The organism is Gimesia chilikensis (assembly GCF_007744075.1).
GTDB lineage: Bacteria > Planctomycetota > Planctomycetia > Planctomycetales > Planctomycetaceae > Gimesia > Gimesia chilikensis_A.
This window is the reverse complement of sequence record NZ_CP036266.1, coordinates 7,531,166-7,544,097: the sequence shown is the minus strand read 5'-3', so window position 1 is coordinate 7,544,097 and position 12,932 is coordinate 7,531,166. Positions and strand designations below refer to the sequence as shown.

The window sequence follows — 12,932 nt, the reverse complement described above, 5'->3', positions numbered from 1 at the left end:
TTTTTTATGCGCGGTCAGTAGAGAGCAGCGCTTTAATCCAGCTCAACTGGTGGGTAGCGGGGCCTTGCTCTCGGAGGGGACTTCTTTCTGAATCTGGTCGCTGTTGAAGACAACGTCAATCAGGGTGGTCACGCCACGGTGTGACTTGGGGTTATAGCCTTTGCGGATCTGCAGTCGCCAGACCAGTTCGCCGGTGAGGGAATCAATGCCTGCTTCATTGGTGGCAACGAAGGTTTCAAAGCTCTGACCCGGTTCCAGCTTCTGAGGTGTAGATTCCTGATTGATGTTCTGGCCTTTGATGTTCCATTCCCAGGAGGGGGGCATGTCGTAGACGAGCACCCGTTCGCCGTCCGGATGCAGTTGATCGACGCGGCTGACGAAATTGTTGGCCCGCATGGGGGAATCGGGATTCTTACCGGGCACGCGGGAGAGGAGCAGTTTCTGATCCAGGGGTTCGAAAGTCTGATCGTCTGACATGTTTTCGAATTTGAGATAGAGCTTGAGAACATCGCTGGACGTCGGTTCGCGGGTCCGGCTGGCATCGCCGGTGTAATGTTCGAACTCCAGCGGTCCACGGGTGACGCGGAGCGGGGTGACCATCACATTACCGAAGCGTCGGCCCGGTCCACCCAGCTGGAGCGTATGGCCGGGAGGCAGTTCAGCATTTTCCGGAACCAGCTGCAGCGCGATTTCATCGTTCTTGATCGGTGGTTTGAGGTCGGGGAGACTTTCCAGCTGATGCGGATCGCCCTGGTACTTCGCATAGAGCAACATCGCGACCATGATCGTTGCGGCGATCGCGTAGGTCAGCGTGAGTGTGAACAGTCGCCTGGAGACCGTCTTAGGTTTGCGATAACTCTGTGGTGCGGGGGAAGCCGCCGGTTCCGGGGCTGCGGTTGTTGATTCGGTGGCCGCCGTTTCCACGGGAGCAGGAGTTTCACTGACCGCTGCTTCACTGGTCTCTTCTGCGTCAGTTGCTGTTTCAGCTGCGTTCGCGGTGGTGTCCTCTGTTGCGGTCTCAGTTTCCGCGGTTGCGGATTCCGTTTCCGCCGTCGCTTCTTCTGTGGTCTGTTCGTCGTTACTGCCGCCTGGCAGGAAGGAGAAGGGGGAAGCGGTTTCGGTTCCGGCCGGCTGTTCTTCTGATTGGCTGTCTGTTGACTCTGCAGCGGTTTCTGATTCGGCGTCGGCCGTGGTTTCTGTTGAAGCGACTTCGGCCTCTGCTTCAATGGCTTCGTCTGTGAATGACTCGGGTTCGGCTACCTCTGCGGTGTCGTTGTCTGCTGAATCATTGGCGCCGCCCGGGAGGAAGTCGAATTTGGGTGTTTCGCGTTTTTCGGTTTTGCGAGCCTGATTGGCACCCGGCAGGAAGGAGAAGGGAGAGGCTGTCTCTTCGTCAGTGGTGGTTTCTTCGCTGGCGGTTTCCTCAGAAGCTGTTTCAGAGTCTGCCTCGGCGACGGGTTCATCCTGGGTTTCTGCTTCCGCGTCTGCGGTTTCTGTCTCGCTGGCTTCCGCAGCTGGTGGATCCGCTTCTTCGTCTGCGTCCAGGGAGACGAGCACGGGTTCACTGGTTTCGGGGTCGACCTGGAGGTGTACCTGGCAGAGTGGGCAGGCAACGACTTCGGCTACTTCTTCGATTTGGATGGAACCCCCACAGGCGGGGCAGGTGACTTCAATACTCATCCATTTCTCCGGTTGATGATAGACGCGTTGATGATATCTCAGGCATGAGCAGGACTGGCGGTAGTGAGGTCATCACCAGAAGTTCTGGCGGGCAGACGAATGTGATCTGGTGATGGGTATGAGCACTCAGAGGAGATCCTGCGACACTTGTCTCCAGTCTATTCTGTCCTGACTCTGGTACCGAAGCAAGTTTGATTGCCAGTCAAAGGGGACAAAAGACAAAACAGGCACGCTTGTCCACAACTGGATCTGTTCGGCGTTGGAGAGCCGGGATTCGTCGCTGAGTTCGGGGTCGACGTCATTCAAGATCAGGCCGGCAATTTTCAGGCCGCGCTGTTGCAGGGCCTCAATCGTCAGCAGGCTATGGTTGATGGTACCCAGACCGGCGCGGGCTACGATCAGCAGGGGATATTTCAGTTTCGCTGCGAAATCCACAATCAGCTGCTGAGAGGAGAGGGGGCAGAGCACGCCTCCCACCCCTTCGACGATCAGGAACTCGGCTTGAGACTCCCACCAGCGAACTCCTTCCAGGAGCAGGGCTTCGTCGATGGGACGGCCCTCTTTTTCTGCGGCCACCGGTGGAGCCAGCGGGGCGTGAAAGGTTTGCGGGCAGATCCGTTCAGGGGGTAGATCGGTACCGCCGATGGCCTGACGCAGGAGTTCGACGTCTTCCCAGTAAGGCTGGCCCGTTGAATCGTCGATGACGCTGCCGCTGCACGCCGGTTTGTAGGCCCCGGTGCGAACCCCTTCTGAGGTCAATTGCCGGGCTATGGCAGCGGAAATGTAGCTTTTGCCGACGCCGGTATCGGTGCCGACGACCATCAATCCGGGGATCTGTAATGGAAAAACGTCCACAAGCGGTGTCCTGCCGAGTCGGGATTCTTATCAGTTTCAGGGGAAGTACTGCCAGTCGCTGCTTGCGATCAGCCCTGCTCCGCTTTTATGATGAGAGGGGTACGAATGCAAACCGCAGGGCCGTTCCGGTCTGAAATTCAGGCCGAATTTTCAGACAGGGCCTGCGGGATCGAAACGAATATTCAGTATAGTAGCAATTCAGATTGTGTCATGAAAAAGAAAAAAGGATCTTCCGGGGGCGCCAGCCTCGACTCATTGCTGGATACGATGACCAATGTAGTCGGAATTCTGGTCATTCTGCTCACCGTGACTCAGCTCGGTGTGGGGCAGGCCGTCGAACGTATTAAAGGCGCGGTCACTGAAGAAGCGATGGAAGAGTCTCAGCAGAACGTCAAAGAGTTGCGTGAGAAACTGGCGCTGGAAAAAGAACAGCTGGAAACCATCAAAGAACTGACACAGAAAAAAGATAACGTCAACGTTGAAGAGCAGCAGGCCCTGGCGGAGAAGCTGAAGAAAGAGCTGGAGAAGCTCAAAGAAATCCGGGTCGATATCGATAAGCTCAAAAAGCAGATCGACGAACGCGATAAGCAGGTACAGACACTGGAGAAAGAGATTGTCACCAGGGAAAAAGAACTGGCAGACATCAAAGCGAAACTGGCGAAAACCCCCGATCCAGGGCCAACGCCAAATGCAAAAATCGTGAATCTGCCCAACCCCCGCGACGCACCTAAAGGGGCGAAGCCCATCGAGTACATCTGCCGCCATGGTCGTGTGATACGTGTGGAAATCCCTGTACTGCAACAGCTGGCCTACCAGGCGATTGCACAGAGCCGACTGGTAACTGCTCCTGAGCAGGCCGTGGACTGTGCGAAGCTGGAAGAGTTATTCGAAAACAAGAATGTGGGGAACCGGGACTGGCGGATTAAGCTTAAAGCTGTCGGGGGCGTTCCTTATCTCTTACTGGAGCTGCGCGAGGGGCGAGGCGATACGACGGAACGGCTGTCGAAGTCGAATGCGCTGTTTCGTCAGGAGATCCGCAAGATCAACCCGCAACTGTTCTATCTGGACTTCCGCGTCTGGGCAGACAGCTATGATACCTATCTTGTGGCGCGAAGTTATGCGGATCAGCGAGACCTGATGGCCGGCTGGACGGCTTTGGATCCCAATTCTGATTTCCGCGTTCCGCTGGGAGGTAACCTGAAGCTGACCTGTGAAGGTTACAAGCCGCCTCCCTCTTCTCCGAAACCGCCGGAACCGGATCTGCCACCGCCTACCAAGCGTGATCTGCCAGGCGGCAAGATCGACTGAGCAGCCCGCTCGAAAAAGGGCGCTGTGCTGAGAATTCCCTCCCGTTACGGGTGAACGGACTGGCGCCTCTAGTCAGATATGCCGTTATTTCGCCTGTCTGACTGCGTTTCAAAATCGGACTGAGGTGTTTCCTTTATTGACAAGGATCTACAAAGCAACTGACTGAAAAAGTCTGCTTTGCTTACCTGTTTTTATGCGGGCTTGCCCGTTCTGTGTTGTTCTATTTTACCTATGATGCGCAGAGTCTGGTTCGGAAAGCTGAGTAAACCATCAATGGAGATTGATCAAAGAGTAACTCCAAGGTTTCCTTATGCTGTCCTCGACTGACGGTCGATTCAGTGTTGTGTAGCCCTGAAAAACAGGGTTCTGAGGAATTATCAAGTTCCTGTCTCAACATGAGGTTGAAAAGTCTGTGGTCTTAGAATCTTCCCCCCAGCATTCTCTGGAAATTGTCAAAGGGAAAACCCGGTTTCCCGTGCGACCTCTCCAGGGAGACCGTCTGACAATCGGCGCGGGCACCTGTTGCGGTCTGCAGCTTTCCGGTCAGTCGATGCCGATTCTGCATTCGGTTCTCCAAATTGCAGAGGGCGAAGTCACCATCGAGGCACTTGCTCCTCAACCCAGACTGTTACTCAACGGGATTCCACATCAGACGTCAGTACTGGCTGACGGTGATGTGATCACCATCGGTCCCATTGAATTTGTGTTTCGACAGGGTCAGCATTCCCAGCCAGCCATGAGCATTTCCCGCGCAGGATTATCTGGCTCGCCTGCTGAGACGAGCGCTCCCATCACCCCAGATAAAAGAGATCACTCAATGACGAATGAAACAATTCTCAAGGACCTGTCCGCATCTGAACTGGTCGACCTGATCGAACAGGACGTACAGATGATCGAGCAGTATGAGTCCCGGAGAGAGCAGGGAGCCGCTGCCCTGCTGTCACAAGTACATCAACTGAAAGACGAACCGGAGCATGACCAGCTGTCTGTTGAGGAACAGTCGGACCTGATGGCTGACCTGGAAACGATGATGGAAGAGCTGACACGGTTCTCGGCAGAACTTCAAATGCGTGCGGATCAGCTGACCAGCCGCGAGCGTCAGTATGAAGCTGCTGCTGCTTCCCTGCTGGAAACACAGGAGAAGCTGGCATCTCAGTTAGATACGACCCTGGATCACGTCGGTTCGCTCCGGGATGATCGGAAAGAAGATGGCGGTTCCCACCGAGCCATCGCTTAAGCAAACAATATTATTGCGATCAATCCTGTGTGCGGTCAGTTATCTGACTCACACAGGATTTTTTTATGCGCAGTACATGACCCCATGCTAAAGCCATAAAAAAAGACCGTGTGGGAACACGGTCTTGGTCGATCTCGATTTCAAGCTTATTCAGCAGCGAAGTTCAGGAAGCTTCGCGGAACCGCAGTGACGGCTTTTCGATGGTGACGATCGTATTGGGTAGCACGCTCTTCATCAGCGAGACGCTGGCGCCAATCACGGAGTCGTGGCCGATCACAGTATCGCCTCCCAGGATGGTGGCGTTCGCATAAATCACAACGCCCCGCTCGATGGTGGGGTGACGCTTCTGTTCGCGAATGATGCGGCCTTCGGAGTCTTTGGGGAAGCTGAGTGCCCCAAGGGTGACCCCCTGGTAGACCTTCACGTTCTCGGCGATTTCACAGGTCTCGCCAATCACGACACCGGTACCGTGGTCGATGAAGAACGAGTGGCCGATGGTGGCACCCGGGTGAATATCAATCCCGGTCTGTGAGTGAGCCCATTCCGAGAGCATACGCGGAATGATGGGTACGTTGAGTCGGTATAACTGATGGGCGAGCCGGTAAACGGTGATGGCTTCCAGTCCGGGGTAGCAGAAGATGATTTCATCGAAGCAGGTCGCTGCGGGGTCTCCGTCGAGAGCCGCCTGGACGTCGGTCGCCAGGGCGCGGCGGATTTCCGGAATGGTTTCCAGAAACTGAATCGTTTTCTTCTGTCCTTCTGCTTCGAAGTCGATCTGCTGCAGTTTCTCGCAGTCGGCTCCGTGTTGCTGAACATGCTGGTGCCGCAGTGCGCGGCCGATTTGTACGGTGAGAATATCGTGCAGGGAGTCAATAATGTTCCCCACATGGTATGTCACGTTGCTCATGTGCAGGTTCTGACGACGACTGTATCCGGGAAAGATGACGTCTTTCAGTTCCTGGGCGGCTTCAATCACGGCGTCCTGGCTGGGAAGCGGACAATGCCCCAGATGATGAATGGTGCCAATCTCGTGGTAGGTTTCCACGATTCGGTCAGTCAGTTCAGGGAGCCGTTCTTTTTGCCGAAAATCCGTAGCCATTTGAATTTTCCTGCCTGTATATGAGTGTCGATAGTGGGTCGGGTGCCTGATTTCAATCCCTGCTGATCAGGACACGCTGTGATCGATAAAAGTTCTTAATTTTGCCTTAGCTGACAGGCACCATTCCTGCAATTCTATGCTCGCCGGCAAAACAACGACAAGTAGACAGAGGAAAAAATGCTGCTTAGTCTCAAATCGGCGTCCTGATCACCGGAAATTGAGTATTTCTTACAATCCCTCTATCCGGATGTGTGGATCGGCTGACAGCGGCGTGTCATAGATTCTCAGCGCAGAAGGGCAACTCTGTCACCTGTGCCCGCGGGTGCAAAAAACGAACTTCGTAAGTTGCTCACACGCAACACGATACAGCATGACTGTGGTCAGCTTACCCAATCTGAACTCAGGCAAACTTTTCAATGCCTGTGGCGCGGGGAGCCGATAAAACAGAGAGAAGGGGGAACCGCCTCCTTCGTATCCGAAGTAGACCCGTGATGAATATGTAATACGAGGGCACCCTGTGAACCATTCCACCAGATCTCTTCGCTGGCTCACGCCGACCATCCGTCGGGAACGGAATGAGTGGGAGGCGTTTTGTGCCCGCGTGAATGATGCAGAACCGCTGCCGCGGAATGCGGCGGTCCTGTCTGCTCTGCAGGATCAGTTTCGCGAGCTGGATCGACAGAACCGGGAACTGAAAATCCCCGCGCTGCAGCAGGAACTGAAACAACTGCAGGCCCGGGTGAATGTGATTCTGCAGCGGTGCCACCTGTATCTGGATGCGACCGCGGTTCGGACACTCTCTGCATCACAGCTCCCACACCTCACACGGATTCTGGACTTCGTTCAGACCGAACTGGTCTATTTGCGACAACAGCTGTTACTTTCACAGACAACGGTCCATTATCTCAAACAGCTGGTACTGGCGGCCGAAGATATCTGGACGCAGTCCTACTGCAACCCGAATTACCTGTTGAATCTGATTCGGAAGATTAAACACGACGATGCGCACCTGGACGATCCGGGGCAGTTGTTGTTTCTGTCACTGCGGGATATGGAAGCGGTGGCCCGAGAGCAGATTGCCCATCCGGATATTCTGATCTATCTGCGTGGGTTGGAAGTCGCGCGGTGCAGTTATTATGTGAGCCGCCAGATTCCGGCGTGGCGCGACAGCTGCGATCTGTTAATGATGGCCGGTATGCTGCACGACCTGGGTTGGCTGATGCTGAATCCCCAGCTGGCGAAGAAAGCAGGCGGCCAGGAGAATCAGAGAAATGACGAACGGGGCGAGCATCCGATTCTGGGAGCTGCTCTGTTGGGTGGCCTGCGGGGCTTTCCGGGAGACTCGTACCTGTCTGAGGTCGTGGCTCAGCATCACGAACGACTGGACGGGACCGGCTATCCACGTCGGCTGCATACGTATCACCTGGGCGAACATTCGCGGCGGATGGGAGTGATCTGCCGCTACCTCGAACTGAAAAACGATCGTCGTGAACTGACGGCTGACGGCATCCGTACCTGCGATGGGGAAGAGCTGGCCTTCGGTGCGGCTCTGCAACTGTATCGCGAAACCCTGCAAGGGGAATGGGATGCGAAGGTCTCGGAGCAACTGTTTCTGGCGCTGGATAAGCAGCTGCCTGAAGAACTGCATGAGGCAGATCGACACAACGATCCCTTTTCACTGAAACGTTTTCAAAGTTATCGACCCGATGCGGCGCATACCGCACTGGCGTCGCCCCATTTTTCGCTGGATCCGGAATCCCGGTTAAAAGATTCTGTTACTGATCACCAGACTGAGATATGACACGTAAAAAGAACGCACCTGCAGAGACCATGACTCTGGAAAGTGACAGCTACTGGTTCGAAGCCAGGCAGCCCCTGGTCTGCCTGGTATTTCTGACGCCGCTGCTGCTGATTTATGAACTGGGAGTCCTCTCGATGGGAGGCAGTCAGCCGGAACTGCTCCGTAATGGCGCGGATTACTGGATGCGGAGCTGGCTTTCACAACTGGGACTGACACAGACCTTTCTGCTGCCCTGCCTGATTGTGGGAACGCTGCTGGTCTGGCATTTGTGCTGCAAACATCCGTGGAAGGTCTCTGCCGAGACGCTGGTGGGGATGTTCGCGGAGAGTCTGTTGTTTGCCTTCTGTCTGATCGTGCTGGGCCAGGTGCAGGATCTGGTCTTTCAGCAGTTACCCTCCCCGGTGATGATGTTTATCAAACAGGAATCGGCTTCACGCGTGGTCAGTTTTGTGGGAGCAGGCGTGTATGAAGAGGTGATGTTCCGGCTGTTGCTGCTGCCGATCTGTTATCTGCTGTTCCGGGGAATGATGCTGCAGGCTCGCTGGTCGGCGGTGCTGGCGATTATTTCCACGAGCCTGATCTTTTCCCTGGCGCATTACATTGGTGCCACCGGGGATCAGTTTTCGGTATTCAGCTTCACTTTCCGCACGCTGGCGGGGCTGTTCTTCGCCGGCCTGTTTTTTCTGCGGGGTTTTGGCATCACCGTGGGGGCGCACGCGACTTACGATATTATCGTCGGAGTGATGATGCTGGAGATTACAGTCGAATAAGACCGCTGCTGGCTGGTTCTACCAGAAGCTGTAGTAGCTGCCCCGTCCATAGCCGACATTGAAGCCGGACTGGAAGACAATGCTCTGATAGAGTGTGGGGCGATAAGGCCAGATTCCGCAGTAGGGACCGTAATACCCGCCGAAGTAGCCGGGATAATAGGACCAGGGGGTTCCGTAGTAGGAGCCCCAGTAGGGCGTGTAACTTCCCCAGAGCGGTCCATAGCTGCCGAGTCCGCCCCAGACGCCGTAGCTGCTGTACGCTGGGTAATACGAACTGGCGATCCCGGAGAAGGGGGAGCAGTAACAGGATGAGTACGAACCCCAGGCGCCGCAGAACGGGCGATAATAGTAGCCCGAGTTAAAGCTGTTCCCGAAATAAGAGTAGCTTGTACGCGGATAGTAGTTATACCCGTAATACGCGGGGCGGTAGTAACGATACCCGTAGGCGAACGATGAGTAAGGCCGATAGCGGTAGGTGTAGCGACGACCGCCGTATCCGTAGAACGTGGAGCGGGCCACGGGAGGATAGGGGCGATACGAAACGGCGTTGTAGCGATAGCCGTTGTAACCATACCTGTTGTAGTGCGTACGGCGGTACTGTGAATAGACGGACGAAGCGTGGGGATTGCGCTGATACGAGTAGCTGCTGTGATGCGCGGCTTCGGCGGAAGTGGCGCTGCAGAGAACGATCAGGCACAGAACGGCGCTGAGTCGTTGCCACACGGGTCGAGAAAACAGTAGATCGCGTATCATGATTTCGGTTCCCCCGTCATCCATGACGTAGATCAGTCTGATCCCTTACGTTGATGTTTCAGAACTCGAACAGCGACTGCGTCTTCACCACGGCCAGTTCATCGGGGAAAGTATGAAAGGCGTGAATCAACAGGCTGTTCTGATTGGCTTCGTAATCGATGATGCTTAACGCACCGGGGGTCAGGCGGCTTTCGGAGATGAAATGATACGCCAGGTCGGCCCGTTGGGCATCCATCAGATATTCTTCGTGTACGTTTTTAAAAATGACGTAATCCAGTTCCTCGAGCTGATAGCTCACCTGGTAATACAGGCCGGACTCCAGTCGTACGGATTCAGAACGGCAGCCGCGTACCGGTTTTTCCAGCAGTCGTTTCTGGCTGGGCAGCGGATTCTGAAATGAAGTCAGAATCTCACAGACCGCGTGGCCCTTGTGCTGAATGCTGGCAATGTGGCCGGTTTCACAGACGCGCAGTGTGGCTGCGAAGTCTTTCTGCAGGATGTCAACCGAGGCGCAGGTGGTGTAGAGCTCCGGGTGAATCGAGCGCCCAATTAAGCGAAAGATCAGGTCGTTTACTTTCGGTCTGGCGGAACGGACACTCATTGTTATGAATCCAGTGATTGGAACTGTCTGTCATATAAACACTTAGTATCAGAGACTGTCGGCGCCCGACAGGACCCGGGTGGTCTGAAACTCTGAATGGATCGATTCTAAGCGATTGGCAGACTAAATCCAAACATGCATTCCCAAGAAATTCAAAGTCGCCCCGAATTTTGATAAAGCCTGCATTGGAATTGACTTTGCTCGCAGGCAGGTTCTTTTCACAGCCCTCTATTAAAGAAGGGGCTTGACTCACGTACAAATGTAATTAAACTGCGTCAATTACACTTGTACTTGAGGAGAGAGGCATGACGGAACGGCCCGCCTTATCGAAAGGCGAAATGGAAGTAGCCCGCGCCTTGTGGGATCTGAAACAGGCGACGGTCCGCGAAGTGTTTGAAACATTTCCCGAGTCGCGGGGCATCGATTTCACCACGGTGCAGACCTATCTGCGCAGACTGGAACAGAAGGGCTACATCAAGGCCCGGCTGGAGGGACGGACCCGCGTCTATTCCCCGCGGATCAAACCCCGTACCGTCATTCGCGAAACGGTTGACGACCTGGTCGACCGTCTGTTTGCCGGCGAGGCGTTCCCGCTGATGCAGCATCTGATCGAAGATCGCCACGTCAGCCGTAAAGATCTGGACGCGTTAAAATCATTGCTGGATGACTTAACGGAGGAGCGGGATGGCGGCAATCAGTCCTGAGTGGATCAATCTCGTCTGGCAACAGGTCTGGCAGTGCACGCTGCTGGCGCTGATCGTCTGGCTGATCTGCAGAGTGGTGCGGATCAGGCGGGATTAACTTACCAGAAACAGGGTAAGCGTTGTTTTCTGCTGGTCACACCGTCCCTGCCCCAGGTTGGTGATAAAAAAGAGTAAGTCTTACTCCTCCGTCCCGCTGACGTTGAAGACGAGGTTTTGTCCGTCGGGGGTGAAGCAGACGTCGCCGATGATGTCGCCTGTGACCTGGATGTCGATCGGGGTGGGGGCTTTGTCTTCCGCGGGATTGAACTGCATGAGTTTTCCCGGCCGGGTTCCCGAGCCGAATACGATGCGGTCTCCCCGCGGATCCCAGGCCATGTCGGCGTAGGGGGCTTTATCGCTGTTGAAGTGCACTTTATAACCGGCGTTTTTGCCGGCGGCGTTGATCGTGGCGATGTCGTAGGTGCCGTTGTCGGACCTGCGGCCTTTGAAGCAGAGCCAGTTGCTGTCAGGCGACCAGGCCATGTTCCAGTAGATACTGTTGTAGGGCGCATCGCCCAGGGAGAAGAGGCTGATCGTTGTGCCTTCGATCAGATCATAGACCTGGATGGTGACGCCCCCAGGGCCGTAAAAGGTGTAGGCGATTTTTCTGCCATCCGGGGACCACTGTGCGCCCCAGCTATCCGGGACGATCAGTTCCCGCTGGGTGCCGTCTGCGTGCATCACAGCTGCACCTCGTGGTGAAATGCTGGAGCAGGCAACGCGGTTTCCGGCGGGTGACCAGCTGGGCATGACGCCTGAACCGATCGCGTTCAACTGGCTGCCATCCGTGTTACAGACCATGACTTTACCGTCCGAGAATGATTCTCCCTGCTGTGATTTACGACCATCAAAGGCGAACTTCGTGCCGTCTGGAGAGAAGACCGGAGAGCCGGCGGTATGGTATTCACCGGGTACAAGGAACAGTTTCGCTGCGCCTCCCTCAGGTGAGACCTGATAAAAACGCACGCGTTTGACGTTCGTTTTTTCGTCGGCGTAACTGGAGAGACCAGCCTGGCAGATCAGGCCGATCGTACAGATGAGTGTTAGCAGTTTGGAATAGGAGTTCATATGATTCTCTCTGTGATTACAGGATTTGGCAGATAAGCAAGCTCTCGTTATTTATCGCGGGCGTTGAATAGCAGCCGCTGACCGTCGGGTGAAAAGGTGACGTCGCCGTTGATGTTTCCGTCCACGGTGATGTCCAGCGGCGTGGGTGGTTTATCCTCCGCGGGATTGAACTGCAGCAGTTGTCGAGGCGAGGTCGGAGAGCCAAAGACGATCTGGTCTCCCCGTGGCGACCAGGCCATGTCCTGGTAAGGAGAGCGTTTACTGTTGAAATGAACTTTATATCCTTCCTTACTGCCGGCGGTGTTGACGGTGAGGACATCGTAACTCCGGTCCTCAGCCCGTCGGCCCAAAATGCAGATCCAGTTGCTGTCGGGGGACCAGGTCATGTTCCAGGTGAAACTGGCGTAAGGATTGTCGTCGTTTGGAAAGAGTTCGGTCGTCGTGTCCTCAATCAGGTTATATATACGGATATTATTGCCGTAGTAGTAGGCGATGCGTGTTCCATCGGGCGACCATTGTCCGCCCCAGCCTCGCTCAGCGATGATTTTCTCATTGGTGCCATCCGCATCCATCACCGCGACACTGTAGGGGGGCTTGGAGAAGGCGATGCGGTTTCCGCCGGGTGACCAGCTGGGCATGGCGCCCGGACGCAGGACCTTAAAGTCAGATCCATCTGCGTTGACGACCATGATGTGGACATTCGAGAAACTTTCCCCCTCCTGCGATTTCCAGCCGTCGAAGGCGAGCTTCTGGCCATCGGGAGAAAACACGGGGGAGCCGGTGTTGTAGTAGTCTTCTGCGAAGAAAAAGACCTGTGGATCTTTGCCCTCGGGGGAGGCGATATAGAAGCGGGTGCGGTTGGTCTGCTTTTTCTCATCCGCGCGGGACTCAGAATCGGGAGTGAGAACGAGTGTGAGACAGATCAGGCAGCCGGTGAGCACGGGCAGTATTGATTTCATCTTGGATCCTTTTCGAAATCACAATAGTCATATTTTCAGGCAGGCGGTGTTCAGCTGT

Annotated in this window: 13 protein-coding genes; 6 read left to right on the top strand and 7 right to left on the bottom strand. The window is 55.2% G+C overall.

The genetic code is table 11. The features are described from left to right. Positions 1-42 precede the first annotated feature (42 nt). Both HG66A1_RS28530 and bioD read right to left on the bottom strand, forming a co-directional pair. Entirely contained in the window at positions 43-1,680 is a 1,638-nt protein-coding gene (locus tag HG66A1_RS28530) for a hypothetical protein (RefSeq protein ID WP_145192409.1), read from the bottom strand. A 126-nt stretch (positions 1,681-1,806) separates the two neighbouring features. Continuing rightward, positions 1,807-2,535 carry a dethiobiotin synthase gene (gene bioD / locus HG66A1_RS28525; protein ID WP_145192406.1) on the bottom strand — a complete coding sequence of 243 codons (729 nt, stop codon included), beginning with the start codon at positions 2,533-2,535 and terminating at the stop codon, positions 1,807-1,809. A gap of 210 nt (positions 2,536-2,745) precedes the next feature. On the opposite strand from bioD, the gene HG66A1_RS28520 reads away from it, so the two are divergent. Both HG66A1_RS28520 and HG66A1_RS28515 read left to right on the top strand, forming a co-directional pair. After that, positions 2,746-3,843, top strand: coding sequence for a hypothetical protein (locus tag HG66A1_RS28520; RefSeq protein ID WP_145192403.1), 1,098 nt, complete (start codon positions 2,746-2,748; stop codon positions 3,841-3,843). A 412-nt stretch (positions 3,844-4,255) separates the two neighbouring features. Continuing rightward, complete coding sequence (locus HG66A1_RS28515; protein WP_197996854.1) at positions 4,256-5,080, top strand: FHA domain-containing protein; 825 nt, start codon at positions 4,256-4,258, stop codon at positions 5,078-5,080. A 163-nt stretch (positions 5,081-5,243) separates the two neighbouring features. Here the strand turns inward: HG66A1_RS28515 and HG66A1_RS28510 are convergent, their stop codons facing one another. Then, the gene (locus HG66A1_RS28510) at positions 5,244-6,179 is read right to left on the bottom strand and encodes a serine acetyltransferase (RefSeq protein ID WP_145192398.1); all 936 of its coding nucleotides are present in this window, start codon (positions 6,177-6,179) and stop codon (positions 5,244-5,246) included. 517 nt (positions 6,180-6,696) lie between these two features. Here HG66A1_RS28510 and HG66A1_RS28505 point away from each other — a divergent pair. Next, on the top strand, positions 6,697-7,980 hold the full coding sequence (locus HG66A1_RS28505; protein WP_145192395.1) for an HD-GYP domain-containing protein: 1,284 nt from the start codon (positions 6,697-6,699) through the stop codon (positions 7,978-7,980). After that, entirely contained in the window at positions 7,977-8,750 is a 774-nt protein-coding gene (locus HG66A1_RS28500; protein WP_145192392.1) for a CPBP family intramembrane glutamic endopeptidase, read from the top strand. Before HG66A1_RS28505 ends, HG66A1_RS28500 begins: the two co-directional genes overlap by 4 nt. Positions 8,751-8,768: 18 nt before the next feature. Here HG66A1_RS28500 and HG66A1_RS28495 read toward each other — a convergent pair whose 3' ends face one another. Then, the gene (locus HG66A1_RS28495; RefSeq protein ID WP_145192389.1) at positions 8,769-9,503 is read right to left on the bottom strand and encodes a hypothetical protein; all 735 of its coding nucleotides are present in this window, start codon (positions 9,501-9,503) and stop codon (positions 8,769-8,771) included. 58 nt (positions 9,504-9,561) lie between these two features. Further along, positions 9,562-10,104 (bottom strand): DUF2617 family protein, encoded by a 543-nt coding sequence (locus HG66A1_RS28490; RefSeq protein ID WP_145192386.1) that lies wholly within the window; start codon positions 10,102-10,104, stop codon positions 9,562-9,564. A 305-nt stretch (positions 10,105-10,409) separates the two neighbouring features. Between HG66A1_RS28490 and HG66A1_RS28485 the strand changes: the two genes are divergently transcribed. Both HG66A1_RS28485 and HG66A1_RS32255 read left to right on the top strand, forming a co-directional pair. After that, positions 10,410-10,808, top strand: a complete 399-nt coding sequence (locus HG66A1_RS28485; protein WP_145192383.1) for a BlaI/MecI/CopY family transcriptional regulator — start codon at positions 10,410-10,412, stop codon at positions 10,806-10,808. Beyond that, positions 10,809-10,982 (top strand): hypothetical protein, encoded by a 174-nt coding sequence (locus HG66A1_RS32255; protein WP_197996853.1) that lies wholly within the window; start codon positions 10,809-10,811, stop codon positions 10,980-10,982. It begins immediately after the preceding gene. A 3-nt stretch (positions 10,983-10,985) separates the two neighbouring features. On the opposite strand, the gene HG66A1_RS28480 is transcribed toward HG66A1_RS32255, so the two are convergent. After that, on the bottom strand, positions 10,986-11,915 hold the full coding sequence (locus tag HG66A1_RS28480) for a TolB family protein (protein WP_145192380.1): 930 nt from the start codon (positions 11,913-11,915) through the stop codon (positions 10,986-10,988). A gap of 47 nt (positions 11,916-11,962) precedes the next feature. Then, positions 11,963-12,874 carry a TolB family protein gene (locus HG66A1_RS28475; RefSeq protein WP_145192377.1) on the bottom strand — a complete coding sequence of 304 codons (912 nt, stop codon included), beginning with the start codon at positions 12,872-12,874 and terminating at the stop codon, positions 11,963-11,965. Between the last annotated feature and the right edge of the window lie 58 nt (positions 12,875-12,932).